The sequence below is a fragment of the Rufibacter roseus genome (assembly GCF_001647285.1).
GTDB classification, from domain to species: domain Bacteria; phylum Bacteroidota; class Bacteroidia; order Cytophagales; family Hymenobacteraceae; genus Nibribacter; species Nibribacter roseus.
On the sequence record NZ_LRML01000005.1, the window covers coordinates 168,805 to 192,103 of the forward strand.

Annotated in this window: 23 protein-coding genes; 10 read left to right on the forward strand and 13 right to left on the reverse strand. The window is 45.9% G+C overall.

The features are described 5' to 3' along the window. Nucleotides 1–90: 90 nt before the first annotated feature. Nucleotides 91–975, forward strand: coding sequence for a glycerophosphodiester phosphodiesterase (locus tag A8O23_RS09155; RefSeq protein ID WP_082882972.1), 885 nt, complete (start codon nucleotides 91–93; stop codon nucleotides 973–975). Nucleotides 976–1,248: 273 nt separating this feature from the next. Here A8O23_RS09155 and A8O23_RS09160 read toward each other — a convergent pair whose 3' ends face one another. The 3 genes from A8O23_RS09160 to A8O23_RS09170 form a co-directional block, all read right to left on the reverse strand. Continuing rightward, nucleotides 1,249–2,391 (reverse strand): DUF4407 domain-containing protein, encoded by a 1,143-nt coding sequence (locus A8O23_RS09160; protein WP_066619967.1) that lies wholly within the window; start codon nucleotides 2,389–2,391, stop codon nucleotides 1,249–1,251. A 198-nt stretch (nucleotides 2,392–2,589) separates the two neighbouring features. Continuing rightward, nucleotides 2,590–3,330 carry a hypothetical protein gene (locus tag A8O23_RS09165; protein WP_066619968.1) on the reverse strand — a complete coding sequence of 247 codons (741 nt, stop codon included), beginning with the start codon at nucleotides 3,328–3,330 and terminating at the stop codon, nucleotides 2,590–2,592. A gap of 19 nt (nucleotides 3,331–3,349) precedes the next feature. Then, nucleotides 3,350–4,132, reverse strand: coding sequence for a hypothetical protein (locus tag A8O23_RS09170; RefSeq protein WP_066619970.1), 783 nt, complete (start codon nucleotides 4,130–4,132; stop codon nucleotides 3,350–3,352). Between the two features lie 224 nt (nucleotides 4,133–4,356). On the opposite strand from A8O23_RS09170, the gene A8O23_RS09175 reads away from it, so the two are divergent. From A8O23_RS09175 to A8O23_RS09185, 3 genes are all read left to right on the forward strand, one after another. After that, the gene (locus A8O23_RS09175; protein WP_153042136.1) at nucleotides 4,357–5,502 is read left to right on the forward strand and encodes a cation:proton antiporter; all 1,146 of its coding nucleotides are present in this window, start codon (nucleotides 4,357–4,359) and stop codon (nucleotides 5,500–5,502) included. Nucleotides 5,503–5,667: 165 nt separating this feature from the next. Then, nucleotides 5,668–6,192 (forward strand): hypothetical protein, encoded by a 525-nt coding sequence (locus A8O23_RS09180; RefSeq protein WP_153042137.1) that lies wholly within the window; start codon nucleotides 5,668–5,670, stop codon nucleotides 6,190–6,192. Between the two features lie 156 nt (nucleotides 6,193–6,348). Next, entirely contained in the window at nucleotides 6,349–6,864 is a 516-nt protein-coding gene (locus A8O23_RS09185; RefSeq protein WP_066619975.1) for a hypothetical protein, read from the forward strand. Nucleotides 6,865–6,993: 129 nt separating this feature from the next. On the opposite strand, the gene sdaAA is transcribed toward A8O23_RS09185, so the two are convergent. Further along, entirely contained in the window at nucleotides 6,994–7,899 is a 906-nt protein-coding gene (sdaAA, locus tag A8O23_RS09190; RefSeq protein ID WP_066619978.1) for an L-serine ammonia-lyase, iron-sulfur-dependent, subunit alpha, read from the reverse strand. 212 nt (nucleotides 7,900–8,111) lie between these two features. Here sdaAA and A8O23_RS09195 point away from each other — a divergent pair, with 212 nt between their 5' ends. Then, a complete protein-coding gene (locus tag A8O23_RS09195) occupies nucleotides 8,112–8,663 on the forward strand; it encodes a Crp/Fnr family transcriptional regulator (protein WP_066619981.1) in 552 nt (183 codons plus the stop codon). Nucleotides 8,664–8,732: 69 nt separating this feature from the next. Further along, nucleotides 8,733–9,302, forward strand: a complete 570-nt coding sequence (locus A8O23_RS09200) for a DinB family protein (protein WP_066619983.1) — start codon at nucleotides 8,733–8,735, stop codon at nucleotides 9,300–9,302. 131 nt (nucleotides 9,303–9,433) lie between these two features. On the opposite strand, the gene A8O23_RS09205 is transcribed toward A8O23_RS09200, so the two are convergent. Further along, nucleotides 9,434–10,252, reverse strand: coding sequence for a hypothetical protein (locus A8O23_RS09205; protein ID WP_153042138.1), 819 nt, complete (start codon nucleotides 10,250–10,252; stop codon nucleotides 9,434–9,436). A gap of 122 nt (nucleotides 10,253–10,374) precedes the next feature. Then, on the reverse strand, nucleotides 10,375–11,799 hold the full coding sequence (locus A8O23_RS09210) for a thioredoxin-like domain-containing protein (protein ID WP_066619988.1): 1,425 nt from the start codon (nucleotides 11,797–11,799) through the stop codon (nucleotides 10,375–10,377). A 186-nt stretch (nucleotides 11,800–11,985) separates the two neighbouring features. On the opposite strand from A8O23_RS09210, the gene A8O23_RS09215 reads away from it, so the two are divergent. The 4 genes from A8O23_RS09215 (at nucleotide 11,986) to A8O23_RS09230 (ending at nucleotide 15,999) form a co-directional block, all read left to right on the forward strand. Then, nucleotides 11,986–12,447 (forward strand): hypothetical protein, encoded by a 462-nt coding sequence (locus A8O23_RS09215; protein ID WP_066619990.1) that lies wholly within the window; start codon nucleotides 11,986–11,988, stop codon nucleotides 12,445–12,447. Between the two features lie 160 nt (nucleotides 12,448–12,607). After that, complete coding sequence (locus A8O23_RS09220; RefSeq protein ID WP_074988350.1) at nucleotides 12,608–13,456, forward strand: phosphatase PAP2 family protein; 849 nt, start codon at nucleotides 12,608–12,610, stop codon at nucleotides 13,454–13,456. Nucleotides 13,457–13,561: 105 nt separating this feature from the next. Then, complete coding sequence (locus A8O23_RS09225) at nucleotides 13,562–14,347, forward strand: phosphatase PAP2 family protein (RefSeq protein WP_066620437.1); 786 nt, start codon at nucleotides 13,562–13,564, stop codon at nucleotides 14,345–14,347. A gap of 146 nt (nucleotides 14,348–14,493) precedes the next feature. Then, the gene (locus A8O23_RS09230; protein WP_066620439.1) at nucleotides 14,494–15,999 is read left to right on the forward strand and encodes an NAD(P)H-hydrate dehydratase; all 1,506 of its coding nucleotides are present in this window, start codon (nucleotides 14,494–14,496) and stop codon (nucleotides 15,997–15,999) included. A 61-nt stretch (nucleotides 16,000–16,060) separates the two neighbouring features. On the opposite strand, the gene A8O23_RS09235 is transcribed toward A8O23_RS09230, so the two are convergent. From A8O23_RS09235 to A8O23_RS09265, 7 genes are all read right to left on the reverse strand, one after another. After that, the gene (locus A8O23_RS09235; protein ID WP_066619994.1) at nucleotides 16,061–16,909 is read right to left on the reverse strand and encodes a UbiA prenyltransferase family protein; all 849 of its coding nucleotides are present in this window, start codon (nucleotides 16,907–16,909) and stop codon (nucleotides 16,061–16,063) included. Nucleotides 16,910–17,098: 189 nt separating this feature from the next. Further along, complete coding sequence (locus tag A8O23_RS09240; protein ID WP_066619997.1) at nucleotides 17,099–17,647, reverse strand: inorganic diphosphatase; 549 nt, start codon at nucleotides 17,645–17,647, stop codon at nucleotides 17,099–17,101. 52 nt (nucleotides 17,648–17,699) lie between these two features. Beyond that, on the reverse strand, nucleotides 17,700–19,370 hold the full coding sequence (pafA, locus tag A8O23_RS09245) for an alkaline phosphatase PafA (protein WP_066620000.1): 1,671 nt from the start codon (nucleotides 19,368–19,370) through the stop codon (nucleotides 17,700–17,702). Nucleotides 19,371–19,570: 200 nt separating this feature from the next. Further along, the gene (gene atpG / locus A8O23_RS09250) at nucleotides 19,571–20,461 is read right to left on the reverse strand and encodes an ATP synthase F1 subunit gamma (RefSeq protein ID WP_066620003.1); all 891 of its coding nucleotides are present in this window, start codon (nucleotides 20,459–20,461) and stop codon (nucleotides 19,571–19,573) included. Nucleotides 20,462–20,529: 68 nt separating this feature from the next. Then, entirely contained in the window at nucleotides 20,530–22,110 is a 1,581-nt protein-coding gene (gene atpA / locus A8O23_RS09255) for a F0F1 ATP synthase subunit alpha (protein ID WP_066620005.1), read from the reverse strand. A 2-nt stretch (nucleotides 22,111–22,112) separates the two neighbouring features. After that, nucleotides 22,113–22,670 carry an ATP synthase F1 subunit delta gene (gene atpH, locus A8O23_RS09260; RefSeq protein WP_066620007.1) on the reverse strand — a complete coding sequence of 186 codons (558 nt, stop codon included), beginning with the start codon at nucleotides 22,668–22,670 and terminating at the stop codon, nucleotides 22,113–22,115. Between the two features lie 69 nt (nucleotides 22,671–22,739). Then, on the reverse strand, nucleotides 22,740–23,237 hold the full coding sequence (locus A8O23_RS09265) for a F0F1 ATP synthase subunit B (protein ID WP_066620010.1): 498 nt from the start codon (nucleotides 23,235–23,237) through the stop codon (nucleotides 22,740–22,742). Nucleotides 23,238–23,299 lie beyond the last annotated feature (62 nt).

Here is a 23,299-nt window from a genome sequence, read left to right on the forward strand (position 1 = left end):
TTCTTATTTTTAGCCCCTTACCTGCGTTGGGAGTAACCTAAAACAATGTTATCTTTCCATGCTGAAGCCTCTATATAGGCCAGCGCTGTTATGAGCGAAAGATTCATTTGGGTTAGACCCAAGGCAGAAAGGGCGCTGTTGTCCCTTTTATTCTTCTTGTCAATAAGTTTGAGTGCCTGCAGCTCCGCAGATACTTCAGGAAAGCTATTTCTCTTAAAGAAGCAAGCCAGAAAGGTGACCGTGGTTGCCCACAGGGGAGCCTCAGGCCTTGCCCCTGAAAACACCATTGCCGCTGTAAAACAGGCACTTGCCACCCACGCTGATTTTATTGAGGTAGATGTTCACCAAAGCAAAGATGGGCAGGTAGTTGTTATACATGACGCCACGTTAGACCGCACCACCACCGGTAAAGGGAAAATATCTGATTTTACTCTTGCTGAGCTTAAAGAATTAGACGCTGGGGTAAAACATGACTCTGCGTTTGCCAACGAGCGTATTCCCACACTGGCTCAAGTAATCAAAGCCGTAAAAGGCAAAAAGAAACTACTAATTGAGTTAAAGAAAGGCGAAGACGGCTACTATACGGGCATGGAGCAGAACGTGCTCAACATTATTCGGGAACACAAAGCCGAAGACTGGACAGTTCTCCAATCATTTTACGACCCTATTCTGGAGAACATCTGGAAAGCAGACTTCGTCATTCCTACCCATAAGCTGATTGTAGGTAAAATACCGTTTCTGCCTGTTTACATTGACCACACCCTCAAATTTGGCAGCTTTGACAAATACTCAGAAGCAGTAGCCATTAACATTCACCGCTACTTCGCGTCAAAATCATTTATCACCTCCTTGCATAACCAAGGCTTCAAAACCTTTGTCTGGACCGAAAACAAACCAGAGAATATTAAAAGGCTGTTTGAGCTAGGTGCCGATGGTGTTATGACTGATAATCCGGAACTGGTGGAGTGGAAGTGATATTTCGTTGATCGTTATTCTAAATAAGGCTGTTTTCGAGCTGTTTTTCTAAAATGAGCCGAAAACCCACTTCTGATAGTCTGGGTAATTTTAGTTAATCTATCTAGTTGCTGTGCATGAACAATCCCCCTTCCACCTATTCTAGGTGTCTATTTTTTCCTTCTTGAGGTGATTCACTAGAAGTTTGTAAACTTCATACCTCATGAAGCAACAAAAAACAAAAAGCCGCTGCTTTCAGGAAAAGCAGCGGCTTTTTGTTTATACAGTTAAACCTTAGTAGTTATCCATGTATGTTTCAGTTTCGCGGCGAATTTTCTCTTTGCCGGTTTTGAGGCGGGCATGTGCATTGGTACGCGCCAATTCTAGGTCCACATCGGCATCGGTTTTTACGGTCTCGCGGCGGTTGTAGCTGTAATGCTCCATGCGGGCATCTTTGCCAGCTTCATCAATGGCTTTGCGGGTATCATACTCCCGGCGGCGGTGCTCCAGTTTTTCCAGGCTCTCCAGTTCAGTAGTGGTTTCTACATCGCGCAGCAGATCATCATAAGGGCCGCGCTTTGAGATTAACTTGGTGAAGATAGGAGCAGTTTCCAAGCAGATAAATAACAGCATGATAAAAAAGCTGGGCAGCCAGGGTAGCTTTTGCAGGGCTTCCATACGAGCCATCAGGCCACCATACTCTTCAAAACGTGCCTTACCCTGGGCTATAGATTTATCACGTTGGGCGGTAAGGGTATCAATTCGGTTCTGACGCTCCGCTATGAGCAGGCTGTTTTGCTCTTGCAGTTGCTTCAGTTCCGCGTCAATCTTATCGTACTGAGCTTTCTTCTCCTGAAAAATAGGACCTCTTCCTATCTTTTTTGTTCCGCCGGTACCATCGCTCTCCGCACTCATTTGAGCATACAGTGTATCTCGCTGGGCAGATTTGGTTGCTATTTCAGACTTAATGCGGTCAATGTCTTTGCGCACCGAGTCTGTTTCAGTGAACTGCTGATTCACCAGTTTCTGGTGCTCTAAAGCTAGTTGGGCTTTCTTCTCCTCTAGCACACTGTCAATTTCCTTCTGGAAAATACGCAGTTCTAAAGGCTTGGAAATAACAATGGCTAACACCAATGCCAGCACCAAACGGGGTAGTATCTGTAAGAACTCCTTCCAGAACTTTCCTTCTTTCCGGATAGTGGACACAATAAATCGGTCAAGGTTGAAGATAACGGCGCCCCACAATAACCCAAACGCTACTGCTGCCCATACATCATCAAAAACAGTGTATAGCGCATAACCACCAGATAAACTGGCTAATACGCCCGTAAACAAAACAGTGGCCCCAATACTGCCAAACTTGACATGTTCTGACTTAGGACATTGCGCCAGAATGGTATCATCGGCGCCGGCGCACCACCAAAAGAAGTTTCTCATATAGAGCAGAAACACGGAGTGCCCCTGATTAAAGATTATTATCCCTTAAACGACAAAGGTGTGGGATTTGCTATTTCTCCTTGGCAAAAATGTGACCAAACTAGTCAAATTTGTGACTAAAAATAAAAACCGCCACACCTGACTTACTTAATATCAGCTATAGCGGTAACTTACTGGCTATTAGTTTGGTTCCTGAGCCTACTGATTCTCCTGATCTAGCTGGTTGTACAGCAGCAAAGAGGCGCTGGCACTGGCTAGCACCATTTGCAGGTCTGGGCTGAGGCTGTTGCGCAGCCACACTTTGCCGCTGTTTACCGTTTGCACCGTAGCCAGTACCTGACCACCCCGTGAAAACTCATAACCCAATGGTTTGTCTGAAGGCAGAGATTTTCCTTCCCACTTATACAGCGGCAACACTTCTATTTCATATTCTTTGTTCTTAAGCGAGCCTTCAAAGTTAGTCCGCTGCATGTAATTACCCGGATCAGCCAAGGAAAGGCGCCACTCTCCACTTTCCGCAGACCTAAACGCTACCTGCAAAAACTCCCTCTGTTTATCCAAATTGAAAGACCAACCTGCCGCCTCTACTGCAGTAGTGTTCAGCATGGCGGCGGCTTGCACAAATAAGGTTTTACGGGTAACGGTGTCAATTACACCGAAGCTATACCTCTGGTAGGCTTCAGATACTCTGAGTAAGTTTTCCTGACCATTATCTGAGCTGCGGGTCCAGCCTCTCTTCACATCTTCCACTTGGTAAGCCCCAAATCCAAACCCTTTTTCTTTACCCATTGAGAGACGCATCGCCGACCGCCCTTGTACCGGCATTGCCGAGGCCTCTGCTTTAAAGTTTTCGTTTACCCGCATGTCAGGCACGGAGCAACTAGTTAAACTAAAAACTATGGCCGCTATTGGCAGGAGAATATTTTTGAAGAGACGCATAGATTTTGATGGATATATATTAGAAAAGAGAGATTGGCAGTTTTACTTTAGGATTTTGAGGCTCTGCGCCATTTTGCTGGTTTAATTTGCGGTACAGCAACAGAGAGGCAGATGCGGCACTCAAGACTTTCCGCTGTTCTGAGGTTAATTCATTTTTCAACCACAACTTACCCCTCCCGCTAACCTGCACCGCCCCTAACAGCTCAACGCCAGATTTAAATTCATACCCTAAAATTTCTGTAGAAGAGCCCCTATAGCTGTTTTGGTACTGGTACACGGGCTCCACGCGTATTTGAGTGGCTCCGTTTTGAAGCACCCCTGAAAAATCTTTGAATAAAATGTCGTTGCCGGGGTCTTTAGTGATCAATTGCCACGCGCCACTGCTTCCTGCTTGTATGCTGCTTACAAACACCTCACGATTTTCGCCACCTAACTCTATAGAAAATACCTTGCCCAACGGTATAGATTGGCTGCTGACGCCGGCTTCTGCGGTCACGTAGGTTTCAAGGCCTGCACTGTCTCGCAACACAAACTCATACCGCTGGCTTTTGCGCGATCCCTCTACCTGGAAGAAAGAAAACCCGCTGGTTCTGGTCCAGCTGCGGCGTATATTGGTTACAGCATAGGCACCTAACTGAAAATCTTTATTGGGCCGTAGCGCTTTTCTGCCTACCACCGGAACTTCTGAAGCCGTTTTAGCCAAGGCCGCATCTTGGTGCATGTCAGCCACTTTGCAGCTGCTCAATAACGTGCCGCCTATACTTACTGCCAGTAATGCTATGGTTATCTTTTTAAAAAACATCTTTGTAGAAAGGAAAGCTTGCTTATCTTAGTGATGGTGAAAAGACCGCCCACAAAACATTTACCCCTATTATCTGCTTATCTTTTTATAAGCAGAATTAAAATACTACACTGGCTCCTCCCATATCTATTACCGGAGAAGTCCGTATTTATCTTGCTACAGATAGTTACTGAATGACCTTAGACCCATACACCTTTCTCATAATTCTTAGCAGCCTTATTGTCATGTCATATTTGTTTGACATGGCTGCTAAACGCACCAAAGTGCCTTCCGTGATTTTCCTGTTGGCAACTGGCATTCTGCTGAAGTCTATTGCCGTCATGTTCAATGTTACCTTACCAGGGTTGCGCAACATCCTGGAACTCTTCGGAATTATTGGTTTGATCTTGATAGTACTGGAAGGAGCCTTGGATTTGGAGCTCACCAAAGAGAAGCTCCCGCTTATCCGGAAAACACTCATCACCGCCACGATCACGCTCCTGATCACTGCCGCGCTTATTGCCTGGTTCGTTAATTTCTGGCTACAGGTGCCTTATAAAGTAGCCGTAGTGAACGCAATTCCCCTAGCTGTGATCAGTAGTGCCATTGCCATACCCAGTGTAACCAACTTGTCTTTGGAAAAACGGGAGTTTATTGTGTATGAAGCCACTTTCTCAGACATAATAGGCATTATTGCTTTTAATTTTGCGGTGCAGAACGATACCATTGGTGTGGGGTCTTTCGTGACATTAGGCCTGGACCTAGTCAGCATCTTTATTATTTCTATTATCTGCACGCTTATCCTACTGTTCTTTATAGACCGAATCAAGAGCCACATCAAGTTCTTCCTGATTATTGCTATACTGGTACTGCTTTACTCAATAGGCAAAAAACTGCACCTGTCTTCTTTGCTCATGGTACTATGCTTTGGACTGATGCTGAACAACGCCGTGCTCTTTGTAAAAGACCGCTTAGCCAAAGTACTCAGCCTCCGGAACCTGGAAGAAGAGCTGATTCATTTAAAGCAGATTAATGGCGAGACCGCGTTTGTAATTAGAACCTTCTTTTTCCTGCTGTTTGGGTTCTCTATTAACCTGCCTGAACTCGCTTATTTAAACGTGTGGGTTTTAGGTTTCACTATCTTCACCATTACGCTTCTGGTACGGTACCTGTACCTACAGTTTGCGGCGAAAGTGCCTCTTATTCCAGAATTGTTTATAGCCCCCCGTGGCTTGATTACCATTCTGCTTTTCTACAGTATTCCACAGAAATACCAGATCATTGACATGAACGAGAGCGTGCTCTTCTTTGTGGTACTGCTCACCGCATTGCTCATGATGATCGGCTTGCTGCTTACCCGTAAACAGGTTGACGACATTCCGAATTACTGATAAAAATATGTGCTATTAGTTCATTTAAAAGAGAAACGCACGTGATCACGTGGCGTTTCTCTTTTAAATGAGGATAATACTTCTGTCTACAAACGGCACTGCCTTTCTCTTTGCAACTTATTTTAGTACCTTGATGATATAACTGCTTTATTGAAGCTCTTTGCCATGAAAAAGTTCTCCTGTATTCTTTCCCTGTGTATAATTACCTGCATGAATGTAGTGAGTCAAACTTTACCTAACATAGGCATGGTTATCCCGAGACCTTACCATGTTGGTATTTTAGCAGTCAGCACGCGCTCACAGGCTCCCTTGCTGCTTCTTGAAAACCAAGAAACCTCTTTTAATTCTCTTATTGTGGATCAGGAGGACATTTTGGTCAAGAAAACGTATACAGACTCTTTGTTACTGGTGTCTTTAGGGGAGAAAGCGAAACACGGCGTTGTAGTTGCCGAATTAAAAAGCAAGCGCCCTCTCTTCCGGTTAGAGCATGTGCTGGACTATTATAAAGTTTCTGCCGAAAAACGGCAATTGAGAGTGTTAGTAAACAACAAACTAGTAGATCCTAAACTGCTGCTAGCAGACATAACCAGAATAGCCAAAGTGGAAGTGGTGATACAGGACAAGCACAGCCCCATCCGCTACAGCTGGAATGAAAACGAAGAGTTCCTGAATATTGTGACGGTTAAGTAAGACAAACAGTAAATACCTTGAGTAGGGTAATATATTGGACAACTACAGCCCTATTAATAAAAGCTACAGAGGTAATAAGAAACTCTTTGAAAAATATTTTGTGTTGATATTCACAAATCCTTACTATTTATTCCACAATAGCCCGCCTTTGTTTAGATGAAAAAGCATATTTTATTGCTTAGCTTTTTCATAAGCTTATTGTTTTACAATCAAGCATTTGCAAGAGAGAAGGAAAGTAACTATTCCAGTGATAGTACGCTTATTTTACAAGAGGGATTAAAAATTGCTCTTTCTGATACTACATTCATTTCAATAGGCTCACTAACTACTTCTGTTAAACATAACAAACTTCTTCTTTTAGACTCAGTTCTATTAGTTTTACACGAGATTAGTAAGAAGAATTTACCAAAACTAAATAAGTTAAAATTTAAAGTTATCACAGAAGAATATGCTTGCAATTTAGCAAGCCAAGCCTCATCCTTAATGGTGTTGGAGATGGAAATACTTTCTATGACAGATGAAAAAGCCAGACTTAGAATTAAGAGAACCTGCGTAAGTTGGATTGATAATGAATGTAGGCTTAACTTTATGTGCGGGGCAGGACTGGGAATAGAATTAAATAAGAAGAATGATAATTGGGTTGGTGAAATTAAATCAAGCTGGGCCTATTAAATTATCAGCAGCACTATCATTAAAGGGCCACCTTAGTAACAACCTTGAATTATACTAATGCTGGAAAAATTAGAAGCGCCTGTTTTGGGCCTGTTTTCAAAAAAACGAGCCTAAAACAGGTATTTCTCATTACACATCCTCTTCATCAGGCAGAATTTCTACGTCCTGCACCAGCACCATTTTCTCTATTTCGCGACCTTTGGGGGTATTGGCCAAACCACCCAAGGCAGTTTCTTTGTACTTGGTTTCCATGCTTTGCCCTACCTCGCCCAAAGCCATCACGCATTGGTCAACTGGAATAACCGGGTTTACACCGGCTATGGCAATTTGAGCACTAGAGAACGCAATGGCTGCTGCACTGGCATTCCGGACAATGCAAGGCACCTCTACCAGCCCCGCCACCGGATCACAAATGAGACCCAGCATACATTGTATGGTAATGGCTACCGCTGCAAATGTCTGCTCTACGTTTCCGCCTAGGCAATACACAATGGCCCCTGCGCCCATGGCTGCCGCACTGCCTGTTTCAGCCTGACACCCACCTACAGCACCTGCCAGCGAGGCATTTTGTTCAATGATTAACGCTATACCAGCCGCCACTAGTAAACCCTCATGTATTTTGCGGTCATCTAGCCCATGCTGGTCTTGCAAAGTGGTGAGCACGCCCGGAAGAATGCCCGAAGCCCCAGCGGTAGGCGCCGCTACCACCCTGCCCATACACGAGTTTACTTCCTTGGCTCCTAAAGCCCGGCTAATCAGCAACTGAAATTCAGGCGACAACACCGTTACAGGAGCTGCAGCCACTTTTTTAGCACCGTTGTTCACCATACCTGAGCGGGAAGTCATGTCTTGGCTGAGGCCGGTTTTCACGGCATCACGCATGACATCATAGGCTCGGGCTAAGCCTTCCCATATTTCATCTTCTGAGCGGCCTTTCTGCTCTATCTCGTACCCCAGTACCGGTACGTACAGCGGTTCACCAGTAGATTGGCAATGTTTCTCCCAGCTCGCAAAATCATTAAAAAGTAAGGCCATATTTAAATTCTGATTTCAAAATGTAAGACAAAAAGCGTCATCAGCTTTTCAAGGCACAACTGCTTGCACAAGCGCAATTGACTTTTAAATTTACAGAAAAGATAAGTGATTCTGACGTTCCGCCCGCAAGTACCAAAGGCACAAAACTTTTACTTAGTTCCGAATCCGTTTTTCTTCTATTTTTCTGAAAACAGCCTTAAAACACCTTTCTCATGCTGGCCTCGCTGCTGAAACAGATTCCTTATTTTTCAGAAGATGACATTGCCGCCTTTGAGCCGCTCTGGAGAAAACGTGTCACCCTTAACCGCGGCGATTTCCTGATCAGGGAAGGGCAGGTGGAGCAGCATCTGTACTTTGTTTTGAGCGGCGCGCTTTGGCTCTACTACCCGGCGCAAGATGAAAATATCTGTGTCGGTTTTTCTTACCCCAATACGTTGGTGACAGCTTTTCCATCACTAGTGAGTCAGCAGCCTTCAACATACTGTATTCAGGCTCTCCGGAAAAGTGAGTTGTTGGCCATCTCAAAATCTGATTTTGAGGAGATTCAGGAAAAACGGCCGATATTCAGCAGGTTCTGGCGCCAGGAACTGGAAAAAGCCTTGGTGGGCAAGATGGAGCGGGAAATTGACTTACAACTCCTGAACCCCGAGCAACGCCTACAGCGCCTGCTCAACCGAAGCCCCCATATTTTTCAGTTGGTACCCCGCAAGTATATTGCCTCTTACCTGCGCATGACTCCTGAGACGCTGAGCCGCATCATGTAAATCTTGATTCTGGTCAAGGTTCGGTTTTGCCACGGCCTCTACCTTTGCCAAAAAGAAACAGAAAAAGCCATGAACACTACCTCTCTTCTCGCTCAGCTACAGACTCAGGTGCAGCAACTGAAAGCCTCCGTCACGTCAGAATTTCTGCCGTTGGAAATCGCTACCTTAAATTTCAAGCCCCACGCCACGAGCTGGAGCATTCTGGAATGCCTGGAGCACCTAAACCGCTACAGCCGTTTTTACTTGCCGCATTTTGCGAAGGCTCTTGCCGCCGCCCCCACCTTGGCCCTTCCGCAACCGGTCCGTTACTCTTGGCTAGGGAAAAAATCTTTAGACATGGTAAACCCAGGCAACGTGAAAAAGCATAAGACCCTGAAGCACATGAACCCGCACAACAGCCAGTTGACTGCCGCCGTGCTAGATGAGTTTTTACAGCACCAAGACACACTGCTCAAGTTGCTGGAAAAAGCCACCAAAGCCGATGTGAACAAGAAAACCATTCCGGTGGAATTTTTCCGCCTGCTGAAAATGCGCACGCTGGAAGCCTTTGAGTTTCTGGTTATGCACCAGCAACGGCACGTGCAGCAGGCGCAAAGGGTACAAGCACAGTCAAAGCAGCCTATTAGTTTGGTCGTGTAAGGTTAATCTATTCAATTATCCGGCCCTTGTTTAAAAAGTTTAAACCTCCTTCTCGCAGGTTCAAATAAAGAACTGAGCCCGAGGAAAGAAGGTTTAAAATTCACTACAAACTAGCAGAATCCAGGGGGAGATTAATCGCAGATATAGCTGTAATTGTGCGTAACAGATTGATTACCGCTGGTACGGATTGCTTCAGTTGGTACGCCTTGCGCATTGTAAGTATAAGCTACAGTGTAACTGTCTACCACTGCACCCGTTGATCGTCTTACAATTTTGTAGCTTGTAACATTTCCGGCATGCCAATTAGGGGCGGGGGCGTAAATCATGGTTCTATAATATTGGTTCAGCGGAGAGGCCGGAAGCAAGTTCTTTTTACCATCATATGCAATAGTAATGTCTTCTACAAAAAACGGAGGCGAGTTAGGCACTGATCCATCATACGCATAGGTAGTCTTCTCAATATGTGTGTTTACGCCATTAGTGTAGTCAAATTTAAACCGATATGGTATAGCCGTAGGCTCAGTTGCAGGGTGCACAGTAGTCTCTATTAATTGACCGGCACTGTTGTAGGTATGCAGATACACCTCAGATTCTCTGCGGTCTGGCAAGCGTGGTATACTTCTAGTTTGCTTTATAAGTTGACCTTGCGCATTGTATTCGTATTCATACAAATAGGTACCATCATTCGCGCTGCTAAGTTGCCCTTGCTCATTGTAGGTAAATTGTGTTATCCAGTTCACTGTATCACCAGTAATCTTGATCTTTACTAACTGATTCTGCTCATTGTATTCATATTGGGTGGCAAGCGGCGAGAAATGACCGCCTACAGCCACTGAAGAACTTATCCGGCAGTCGGCAAGTGGTTGGGGGTCTTCTTCATCTGTCTCCTTTTCAAAACAACTTACCAACACAACCGAACAGATCAATGGATAAAGTAATTTCCTAAACATGTTATTGAATAAATTATAGGATAATGACAGATTATATACTGTAAGTATACTATTTATTTCAATTAAAGTATCTGTTTATCAGCTACTTTAATTGAAATAAAACCAAAAACGCAAAGAGCCTTTTAGGACAAAGAAAGATGCACATCAATTATTTCACGCTCCCCCGTCTCAAGGTTCACCTTCCAAAGTTCGTGGGCGTTGGTGTTGGTAATCCAGAGAGAGCCTTGGTGGAATAATACATCATTAGGCTCATCCAGACCAGCCACAACCGTTTTAATTTGCTCTTTCTGCAGGTCAAGGACTTTTACTTTGCCGTTGTAGGTGTCTGCCAGATAAAGTTTCTTAGCGTGGTGTGTTATTCCTATACAGTGTTGTAGGTAAGCATCATAAAAATCACCGTCCTCATCTCCGAACTCAAACAGGCCACGGCCAATGAGGGTGGTGACAGTGCCTTGCTCCAGATTGACAGCACGCACGGCACTGGCTTCAGGATCAGCTACGTACAGGGTGCGGTCTAATATAGTGAGGCCGCTGGGCTGGTTAAAAGCTGCTTCGCGCAGAATACCATCGGCCAGGGCTTCGCGACCAGTGCCGGCAAAGCGGTATACTTTTTCTGTCTCAAGGTTCATGCAGAGCAATTGGTGATTGCCGGCACTGGCTATGTATAGATGGTCACCGTCCAGACATAAATCCCAGGGGCTGTTGGGGTGTACCGGTTCGTCTAGCTGATCAAAGAAAAAATAATAACTCACCTCACCCGTTCCGGCGGCAGTGGTCACTTCTCTAGTGGCTAAGTTTACCTTTCGGATGGCGTGGTTACCGGCATCAGCTATGTATAAAAAATCATTGTATATGGCCAAACCGTGTGGTTCACTGAAGCGAGCCTCAGCATTGTTCCCGTTCTCAAAGCCTTGTATTCCGCTGCCAATCACTTCCAGCACCTGTCCGTTTGTGTTCAGCTTCAGTATTCTGTTGTGGCCGCTATCTGAGACATAAAGATCTCCAGATTCATCGGCTATCAACTTTGAGGGGAAGCGCAGAAAACGGGAATTTGCCTTTTCTCTTTTGAACGGAAAAGGGGTACGGTCTATCTTGTCCCCGAATGATTGAATGAGCTCTTCAATGTGTGGCTTGATGATGTCATAGATTCCTTCGCCAGGCTTTTGCCCCACAATTTTGCCGTTGGGGTCTATAAGGGCCACGGTAGGCCAGGCGCTCACGGCGTACTGCTTCCAGACTTCAAAATCGGCATCATTCACTACAGGATGCTCAATCCCGAACTTCAGAATAGCCTGCCGAATTGCGTTCAGACGCTTCTCGGCGTCAAACTTACCAGAGTGCACGCCAATCACCACCAGTTCCTGCGGGTATTCCTTTTCAAGCTGCTTCAGGTCGGGCAGCAGGTGCTGGCAGTTGATACAGCCGAAGGTCCAGAAATCGAGCAGCACAATTTTGCCCCTGAAGTCTTTTAAAGAATAGGCCCGGTCGGTGTTGAGCCAGCCGTGGCGGGTGTTTATTTCTGGGGCATTAACGCGTCCGGTGAGCATAGTTTATAGTAGAAGCTTACCTAAGTGAACCCTGCTGCTGCTAAAAAGTTACGCCTCCGCGGGTAGCTCGCTTGCCCCAAGTCCGGCAGAAAACCTTATTTTTGCTTGTACCTAAATGGCTACAACACAGTCTAAAGAAGCTTACTTAAGAAGGAACGTTGGTTTCTAAACTCAATATACAGACGCATGAATAAGATATTAGATTTTGTAGCGCTTCTCTTTGACATCAGGACAAACCGAAATTCAGAAGGAAATTCTTACCGGCCTCGGCTTTGGCTTCCTGTTTTGCTGCATTACCTGAAGCTGGCAGTAATCATATTTGCGGGATCAATAGTGTTGCTCCTCATCATCAGCTTGTTGACAAAAACGTACTTTAAAGAGCGCAACACCCATCGGCAACTGGAAAAACTAAGTACCCAGCTTGTACAATACCAGCAGAAGCACAAGACGCTACCCATCACTTTAGAAAATTTTATAGCCAACGACCCGCTGAAAAGAGACATGACCATTGACAGCTGGGGGAATGGGATAAATTACACACCTAACCACACCGGACGAAGCTTTACCCTCACCTCACCGGGACCAGACCGGAAACTTCATACAGAAGATGATCTACAGGTACAATCAGCCAATAGGTCTGCTCTTTAGCTGCTAAGTACCGCCGTATTCATTGTTATACCCTCCACTAAACCGGAGCGCCTTACTGGTGGCTTTCTTACAGCTCTGGCATTTCTAGGTAAATTGCTAGCTGAACTAGACTGCTAAAACTCCGTACAAACGGAAGTTCTTCTCACCAGAATTAGATTGTATGACAACATTATTTACTCAAACTCCTCTTCGTCAATTGCGGCACCTGCTGTTAGTTCCTTGCCTTTGGTTCTCCTTTTTACCAACCACAACATTTGCGCAGGTTACTTCCACTGTTCCTGCTGATACCTTACAAGCAACAGAGGCAGTATTAGACACCACGCTAACTTCTACTAAGCCATTAAATCCTGATCTGCGGAAAGGTGAACTCAGGAAAAGAATTATTGCCCCGGCTATTTTTGTGGGACTTGGTCTGCTGATGATTGACAACCCCGTATACGACCGGCACGACTTCCGCTATGACCTGCGCACAAAGCCTTTCCCCAACTTCAAAACCGACATAGATGATTACACTATCTTCTTGCCGGCAGTTGGCTTGACCGCCTTCAATATTTTATCGTCGCAAAACAGGCACGACGTTACGCGGCAAATAGGGTTGTTGGCTGCCTCTGGCGCACTGGCTTCAGGTATTTTGTGGCCCCTTAAAAAGGTAACCGCCGTGCCCCGGCCCAATGAAGAAAACGCTTATTCTTTTCCGTCTGGCCATACCACCTATGCGTTTGTAGTAGCCACTATGGTGAGCCGTGAGTTCAAAGGAAAAAGCAAATGGATTGGAATTGCCAGCTACACCGCCGCCGGTACTACTGGTATGATGCGCGTTTTGAATGATGCCCACTGGTTTTCAGATGTGCTAGCCGGTGCCGGAGTAGGCATTTTGTCTACCAACCTGGTGTATTTAGCGCATGACCGCTGGTTCCGTAACAAAGGCTTGAACACTGACACTGCTATTTACCCCACCATACTGCCTAACGGATCGCCTGGGGTTGGCTTGGTTATTCACCTAAACTAATAATTCTGCTGTTTTAGCTTTGTTTTCTGAAAAACAAGCCTAAAACAGCTATTACCGTTGTGCTCTAATTATGTATACTTGCTGTTTCTCAAGCTAAATATTCACGTGAACATCAAGAAACTATTTGCGGTACACCTGTTGTGGCTGACGGTGGCTTCCAAGGCTTTTGCCCAAGTTGTTCCTGCCGATACAGTGGCAGTGCCGTTGCCAGACACTCCAACCTCACAGAAATTAGAAGAAAGCCACTCCACCGGCCGCTTTGTTAAAAGAGCAGTCATTCCGTCGGTTGCACTCATAGGCTTGGGCTTATCTACCATGAAAGACAATGGCTTTTACAGCAGCTATGACGCCAGTAGAGATGCCCGCCGCGCTTTCCCTAACTTCAACAACAACCTTGATGATTACCTTTTCTTTGTGCCTATTGCAGGTCTGTATGGCTTCAACCTTTTCTCGTCACAGAACCGCCACGACATAAGGAGACAAACTGGATTGGTATTGGCTTCTGGCTTAGTCACCACTGCCCTAGTATACCCTACCAAAATTTTAACGGCACAGGAAAGACCCAATGGGCTGCCCCGGGCTTTTCCCTCGGGCCATACTGCCTATGCCTTTACCATTGCCACCATTGTAGATAAAGAATTCAGAGACAAAAGCGTTTGGATAAGCGTGGGCAGTTACACCATTGCCACGGCCACGGGGGTTATGCGTGTGCTCAACAATGAACACTGGATGTCTGATGTATTAGCCGGCGCTGGCGTAGGTATTCTCTCCGTGAACACAGTTTACTTTATACATAACCGATTAGCCAAAGACAAAGGGCTCAACACCAGCCTTGTGCCTACGGTTTTACCCAACGGCAGTTTGGGCATGGGCATGGTAGTACAATTTTAATTGCTGATTGGTAGTTGTTTGTTGCTGTTTTGAATTCCTTTTTATGAGAGCTGTGGGTAATCATGCTTCTGAAAGATTTTCTCTTCAAAAGAAATCTTACGTATGAACAAATAACAATGAGCAAGGAACAACCAGCAATTAAAAAAATGAAAATTCTGACTGCCGCCCAAACTCGTGAGGCCGATGCTTACACCATTGCCCATGAACCCATTTCGTCTATTGATTTGATGGAAAGGGCCGCTGGCGCGTTAGTTCAGTGGATTGAAAAAGAATATGGGCCAGAGCAGCCTTGGTATATTTTCTGCGGACCTGGCAATAACGGCGGAGATGGATTGGCTGTAGCCCGCTTGCTGTTTCAAAGAGCTTATGATGTTCAGGTGGTACTCGTGACCGAAGGCCAGAACCATTCGCCTGACTTTCAACAGAACCTGAACCGACTTCCTACAGAAATACCGGTTACGCGCACCGCTTCTCCAGACGATTTACCTTCACTGCTCTCTTATGCCATGGTGCTGGACGGGCTGTTTGGCTCCGGCTTGTCCAGGCCATTGGTTGGTTTACACGCTCAAGCAGTACAGCATATAAATAACAGTGCGGCTACTGTCATCGCCATTGACCTTCCTTCCGGGCTTTTTGCAGACGCCCCAACTCCTACAGATAGTGCCGTAGTGGAAGCAGACGTGACTCTTTCCTTCGAAAGACCTAAACTGGCCTTTCTTCTCCCGGAATCAGGTAGTTTTGTGGGGAAGTGGCACGTGTTGCCCATAGGCCTACACCCTGATTTTCTGAACAAGGCAGATTCTCCTTATTCGTTGCTCACCCCGGAGCGCTTAAAGGAGGTTCTAAAGCCGAGGCTGAAATTCACGCACAAAGGAACTTACGGCAATGCGTTACTGGTAGGGGGCAGCTACGGAAAAATAGGAGCCATTACCTTGGCAGCGAAGGCTGCGCTTAGAGCTGGGGTTGGCTTACTGACAGTGCAAACCCCTATGGTGGGCTATTCTATTTTGCAGGTGGCTGTGCCAGAAGCCATGGCACTCTCTGATGCACATGAGCAGCACATCACTGCTTTTCCGGAAGAGGTAAACCAATACCAGTGCATAGGAATAGGACCCGGTTTAGGGCAGGCAGCAGATACGGCGCTGGCACTAGAAAAATTGTTCCGGCAGGCTTTGCCTCCTTTGGTGTTAGACGCTGATGCCCTTAATTTATTAGCACTTGACCGTCAGTTGCTGCGCAATTTACCTGCCAACAGCATACTTACTCCCCACCCTAAAGAGTTTGAGCGATTGGCTAGCCCAGCTAAGCATGACTACCATCGTCTGCAACTACTCAAAGACTTCTGTCAGGAACATGAATGTTACGTTGTGCTGAAAGGGTACCATACCTGTATTGGCACACCCACTGGTGAATGTTACTTCAACACCACCGGGAATCCTGGTATGGCTACAGGCGGCACCGGAGATACCCTTACCGGAATTTTGGCAGGCTTGAGAGCACAAGGCTTTTCTCCTTTAGACACTTGCCTGGTGGGTGTGTATTTACATGGTTTGGCCGGTGATTTGGCAGCGGAGCAAGAAGGAGAGTATGCTTTGATTGCTTCTGATGTTACTCAGTATCTAGGGAAAGCCTTTCAACAATTGCTGCAATAGGTTCTGTTGGTGGAAAACCAATGTTTTAGGCCTGTTTTCAGAAAAACAGCCCAGAAACAGATCAGCTGAACAGCCAAACCAGCAGCACTTGCACCAGCATCATTCCGTCAGCAGCAATCAGAAAGAAATATTGAGATCTATTTGCATGGGTTTTCCTGATGAGTGCCGCGGCTGCAACGCCTGACAGCGCCAAACCTAGTGCCTGCCACCATGTAGCACCAATAGGAGAGGATAACACAAATAGCAGCAGAAGCAATAAAGCCAACTTCTTTGTTCGTTCTACCCCCCATTTTACCGGAAAAGTTATCGTCCCCGTCAGTTGATCTTTGTTCACGTCTCTGATATCGAAAACAAGGGTAAGGGAAAAAATAAATAGGAAACGGCGCAGAAATAAGAACAGATTCTCAGGGCTAAATAAATCATGGGCGGCTTCCATCAGGGGCAGCTGTACAGTTATGGCTGTCCATACATACGCTATCATAAAAACTTTTAAAAGGGGAACATCCCGTAGGGGAATATACCGGTCCTGCTCAGGGATGAAGGGAACCGAGTATAACCCTGCCACCACCAATAAATGCAGTATGAACCAGAAATTGAGCTCAAACAGTGCGGTGTAGTATAATGTAATGGCACAAAGGGCACTTGCCATTGCAATTGTTTGTAGCAGCAGCCTGTTTTGCCTCACCCACTGTGTTCGCTGGCTTACCAGCTCTTCCTGGTTAAACTTGTAAGGCAAGAGACCATCAATGTTGTAAACAAACATTGTCCCGAAAAACACAATGGCTGCCAAACGAAGTGAGGCCGGTATTCCGCTAAGCAAATAGGTTTCATAGACAAGCCCAGCTGCACACCCCGATATGAACAGGTTGCTGTACAGAATTGTATTTAAAATGTTCTGGGCAAGCCTCATCTTATTGGTTTCTCAGATAGAACAGCTGTTCTGGCAAAAATACGCCTATTTTCTCCCGGTAAACAAATTGGTTTCATTGCCCTACCCCAAACTTTTGAGAGTATAGACTAAATAGGCCTGAAGCCACAAAAGAAAAGCGTCGCCTACCTATACGGGCAAGCGACGCTTTTAAAGGTAATTACTGCTTTGTTATTTACCTTCTCTGAAGGTAGTATTGTACAGCTCAATGCTTTGCTCAATAATTTTATAGGCATCTTCACGACCTAAGAAGTTTTCTACAATTACTTCTTTGTTTTCAAGCTTCTTGTAATCTTCAAAGAAACGCTGTATCTCAATAAGCGTGTGCGGAGGCAACTCAGAAATATCGTTGATGTGCTTTACAGACATGTCATTGGCAGCAACGGCTATGATTTTGTCATCTTCCTCGTTGTTGTCAATCATCTGCATTACCCCAATCACTTTGGCATCAATGAGGCACATGGGGGCCACATCAATAGAGCAAAGCACCAGAATGTCTAACGGGTCCTTGTCATCGCAGTAGGTCTGCGGAATAAAACCGTAGTTAGCCGGATAATGTACTGCTGAAAATAATACACGGTCAAGCTTAAGCATGCCGCTGTCTTTATCTAACTCATATTTTGCTTTAGAACCCTTAGGGATCTCAATGATACCGGTCACTACCTTTGGCGCATCTTCGCCGAAGCTCACATCATGCCACGGATTGGCGTTGTTTTTCATGTTGTTCTTTTAAATACGTATTAATCTTTCATCTATCACTTCTGCGGAAGTGTTACTTCCAAATATACTCTGTTAAAGGGCGACCCATGTTGCCATTGGGTTCTTGAATACGCAAAAACGCCGCTAAGCTAGGAGCAATATCTATAATTTCTGTTCTTACGTGAGATTCTCCTACCGGGATTTGCCAGCCGTACCACAAAAGTGGAATGTGGGTATCATAGGCCCAAGGGCTGCCGTGGGTAGTCCCTTTTACCGGAGCATTGCTGTACTTGGCATACCAGCCTGGCTCCAGCGCTACCAGCACGTCTCCTGAGCGATACGGCATATAGCCATTCTCCATTAACATGCCCAACCCACGTGACCAATGAGATTTCATGAGGGCATCAGCAGTCATGGTTCTTAATACACCAGGGAAGCGGTGCATGAACCGTGCTGTTTCCTCCTGCATTTCTACTAGACTTACCTTTTTACTTTCAATTAGCTGATGGTTTAGGTAAACCTGCTGGTTTGTAAAGGCGCTTACCCAATCTGCCGTACCAAACCTCTGGTTTAGGTGCTTTTTAAGGGAATCTGCCATGAGGCTATTCAGGGTATTACCAGCTGGAATGCGCAGCTGCTTCATGTGCTCCGGATTATGCGCAGCGCCATGATCGGCTGTTAAAAATACTAACACATTCTGCTTACCAATGTAGCCGTCCAGAAAAGTCAATAAATTAGCTATGTCTTGATCTAAGCGCAGGTAATTATCTTGTACTTCAATGGCATTTGGTCCGTACTGGTGGCCTATGTAATCTGGTGTTGAAAAGCTGAGCGCCAGAAAATCTGTGGCAGCCCCCTTCCCCATGTTCTCTGCCTGTATAGCAGCTATGGCAAAATCTTTGGTAAAGGTGTTTCCGGCTGGTATAGAGCGCAGCAGATCAAATGTAGTACCTCTCAACGCTGGTATGTTGTGCGGGAAAACTGGTTTTGCCTCTCCTCTGAAGGTACCCTCAAAAGATTGATCATCGGGTCCGCTTTCAGAATACTGCTCAATAGGCAGTAAAGTAGTCCATGGTTGGCTCAAGTACTGATCTGCTAGTTTCCGGTTGTTAAAAGCCTGTACCCAGGCTGGCAACTCTTGCATGTAATAGGTACTGGTGATCATGGCGCCATTGCTACCATCATACCAATAGGCACCGTTGGCGGCATGTCCGGCCGGTAATATTGAGCCTCTATCTTTTAAGCTTACCCCAATAACTTTACTCTGCAGGTTGCTGGCAATGCGCAGTTCATCTGTGATGGTACTGGCAATCATGTTTACCGGCGACATTTGCCCAGCATTAGACCCACTACCTACCGTTTTTACACTTTTGTCTTCGGCACAATAGATATTTTGCCCGGTGATACGGTTATACCAATCGTTTCCTACTATTCCGTGTATGGCTGGCGTAGTACCTGTATAAATGGAGGCATGGCCTGGCCCCGTGTATGTAGGTATGTAATTGTAATGATTGTTTCGGAAGTTGAAGCCTTCCCCCACTAACCTTTTAAAGCCTTTGTCAGAGAATTTATTCCAGAAACGGTACAGATAATCATACCGCATCTGGTCTACCACTATACCTACCACCAATTTAGGCTTTTCAGGTACTGTTACTTTAGACTTCTTTCTTTGGGATTCGGCAGCTCCGGCACTTATGAGTGACAGCGCCAAGATCAAACTTATCTTATAGATTCTGTTAACCATTGTGTCTTCAGTATTAGAGGTGTGTTTTCAGGCTACTTTTCTTAAATCTAGCCCAAACCTAAATATAGATAGGTAATGGTCTATTTCATCTGAGGGATCGCCTTAAATGGGTAAATTTAACACCTCAGTAACATTAGAACATCCCCTAAAAGCAAAACGCCCATTCTTCAATGGGCGCTGCATAAAGAGGTTTATAGTACTTATTTACCGGCTGCGAGCGCCTCGGCACCACCCACAATCTCAAGGATCTCAGTGGTGATGGCTGCTTGCCTTGTTCGGTTATAAGTTAGTTTCAATTGCTTCAGTAGTTCACCGGCGTTGTCAGTGGCCTTGTCCATGGCGGTCATACGGGCACCATGCTCAGACGCATTAGACTCTAACACGGCTTTGTATACCTGAATCTTCAAAGATTTAGGTATCAGTTGCTCCAGAATCTCTTGCTTTGAAGGCTCAAAGATATAGTCAGACTCCGCTTGGCTGGCATTCTGCTCTTCTTGATTTTCCTGAATTGGCAAGAACTGCTCTGTCCGGATGATTTGGGTAGCTACGTTTTTAAATTCGTTGTACACCAAATCCACCTGATCATAGGCACCGGTTCTAAAACCTTCCATAGCTAACTCAGCAGCTACACGAACGGTGTCAAATGACAGATTACCAAAAACGGTGGTAAAATCGCCGGCCATGGTGTACCCGCGCTTGGCGAAATACTCGTGGCCTTTTTTACCTATGGCCATGATAGACACATTACCAGCAGCAGCCTGTTGGGCATAACGCTCAGCAATGAGTTGGTTTACCGCTTTCTGCACGTTGCTGTTAAAGGCACCGCACAAACCACGGTCAGAGGTAACGGCAATGATAAGCACCCGCTGTACGTCACGCTTTTGGGCATACGCATTGGTGCCTTCTTCGCTTTGTACACCAGAAAGGTTTTCCAGAATGTTGTTCAACCGTTGGGCATACGGACGCATGCGCATAATATTGTCCTGAGCCCGGCGCAGCTTAGCCGCCGCCACCATTTTCATGGCTTTGGTGATTTGCTGAGTAGAGCTTACCGAAACAATGCGGTTACGTACTTCTTTTAAACTAGCCATTTAATAGTTAGTCAGGGGTGAGCACATGAATAGCACCAGTGTTTCTGGTGCTATTCATGTGTCTGATATTATTTACGGTATTTAGAAGTCAATTCGCTGGCTACTTGTCTGATAGTGTTGGTAACGCTATCATCAATTTTACCGGCTCTTAAAGCGTCCAAAGCACCGCGGTGCTGGGCGTTCATGGTCATGGTGAAGTCTCTCTCGAAGTTACGTACTTCGTTTACCGGAACATCATCAATCAAACCGTTGGTACAGCAGTAAATCATAGCTACCTGATCTTCTACCGCCACCGGAGAGAACTGAGGTTGTTTCAGAACTTCCAGGTTACGGCGTCCACGCTCAATGGTCAGTTTAGTAGCAGCATCAAGGTCAGAACCGAACTTCGCGAAAGCTTCCAATTCACGGAACTGCGCCTGATCCAGTTTCAAGGTACCTGCTACTTTTTTCATGGACTTGATCTGAGCAGATCCACCCACACGTGATACAGAAATACCTACGTTGATAGCCGGACGGATACCAGAGTTGAACAAGTTGGTTTCCAAGAATATCTGACCATCGGTAATAGAAATTACGTTGGTTGGGATATAGGCAGAAACGTCACCAGCTTGAGTTTCAATGATAGGAAGAGCTGTTAATGATCCGCCACCTTTCACCAAGTGCTTGATAGACTCTGGCAAATCGTTCATGTTACGAGCGATTTCGTCAGAGGCATTGATCTTAGCGGCACGCTCTAATAAGCGAGAGTGCAGATAGAATACGTCACCTGGGTATGCCTCACGTCCTGGAGGACGACGAAGCAACAGAGACACCTCACGGTAAGCCACGGCTTGCTTAGACAAGTCATCATATACTACCAGCGCAGGACGACCGGTATCACGGAAGAACTCACCAATAGCAGCACCGGTAAACGGCGCGTAGAACTGCAACGGAGCAGGGTCAGCAGCAGGAGCAGCCACAACTACAGTATAACGCATGGCACCCGCTTGCTCCAGAGCGCTCACAATCTGAGCAACAGTAGAAGCTTTCTGGCCAATAGCTACATAAATACAGAATACAGGCTCACCACGGTCAAAGAATTCACCTTGGTTGATGATGGTATCAATAGCCACGGCAGATTTACCTGTCTGGCGGTCACCAATGATCAACTCACGCTGGCCACGGCCAATCGGAATCATAGAGTCAATGGCTTTGATACCAGTTTGCATAGGCTCATTTACCGGCTGACGGAAAATTACACCTGGTGCTTTACGCTCAATTGGCATTTCATAGAGTTCGCCGGTCAAAGGACCTTTGCCATCTATTGGGTGACCCAATGTGTTTACCACACGGCCTACCATGCCTTCGCCTACTTTTACAGAGGCAATTTTATTTGTTTTCTTTACAGTGTCGCCTTCTTTAACGTCACTCCAGTCACCCAACAATACCGCACCTACGTTATCTTCTTCAAGGTTTAGCACAAGGGCTTGCAGACCGTTTTCGAACTCTAACAGCTCACCAGACTGTGCCTTAGATAAGCCGTAGATACGAGCAACACCGTCACCTACTTGCAAAACAGTACCTACTTCTTCTAGTTCAGCTTCTGTTCTGAAGTTTGACAGCTGTTCTCTTAAAATCGCTGATACTTCATCAGGTCTAACTTCTGCCATGATTATAGTTTAGTAATGTATGGATTTTCTTTAAACTGATTTTTCAATTTCTGCACACTGGTGCGGATAGTATCATCTATCTGCTGGTCACCAATGCGCAATACGTACCCGCCTATTACGGCTGGGTTTACCACCTCGTGCAGTTCTACTGTTTTGCCGGTACGCTCTTCCACCATTTTCTGGAAAGAAGCTCGCAACTCAGGCGTAAGCGGAACAGCCGTAGTCACAGTTGCTCTTTGAATTCCTTTTACCTCATTGTACTGGTTCACGAACTCTTTAGCGGCTGACTCCAGCACGGCTTCACGGTTCTTCTGAGTAATAATGCGGAAAAAGGCAGAGGTTAATTCGCTAACATCTTTACCGAAAACGGCGTTCAGAATGGCTAGCTTTTTATCGTGCTTTACAATGGGGTTGCCCAACACCAGCTGCAAGTCGCGGTTGGCGTTCAGGGTTTTGGTGAAGTACTGCATGTCTGCGTACACTTCTTCCAGAACCCCTCTTTCCTGGGCTAGCTCTAGCAGAGACTTGGCGTACCTGGAGGCAACTCTTATGTCTGACATTTGTATCTCTTCGTGGTTAAACGGTCTTGCTCTCTTTGGCTGGCGAGGAGCAGTGCGCCTATAATCTGCTTAGCTCAGGTGCGTTTCCTGCAAATATGCCTGCACCAGCGCCCGTTGGGCTTGCTCATCTTGCAATTCGCGCTTGATCAGTTTCTGGGCAATGTCAATAGACAAGGTAGCGGCCATGTTTTTAACCTCTGTTAAAGCAGCCTTTTTCTCATTCTCAATAGAAACACGGGCTTGCTCTACCATACGGGCACCTTCTTCAGAAGCTTTACTCTTTGCGGTTTCCACTATGTGGGTAGCGGCTTCAGAGGCTTCTTTCAAGATACGCTCACGCTCGGCACGGGCCTCTGCCAACAGACGCTCGTTGTCAGACTTTAACGCCTGCATCTCCAGCTTGGCTTTCTCGGCCATTCTCAGCGCCTCATCAATGTTGTTCTCACGCTCACGCAGGGCAGCCATAATAGGCTTCCAGGCAAACTTGGTCAACAGCAGCAACACAATCAAAAACGTGATTACCTGCCAGATAAGCAGCCCGACGTTAGGAGTTACTAATGGATTCATTTCTTTCTAGTTTATAATCTTGAAGGTTTCCCTCTTCTAACTAACGTATACTCTCTTCTTAA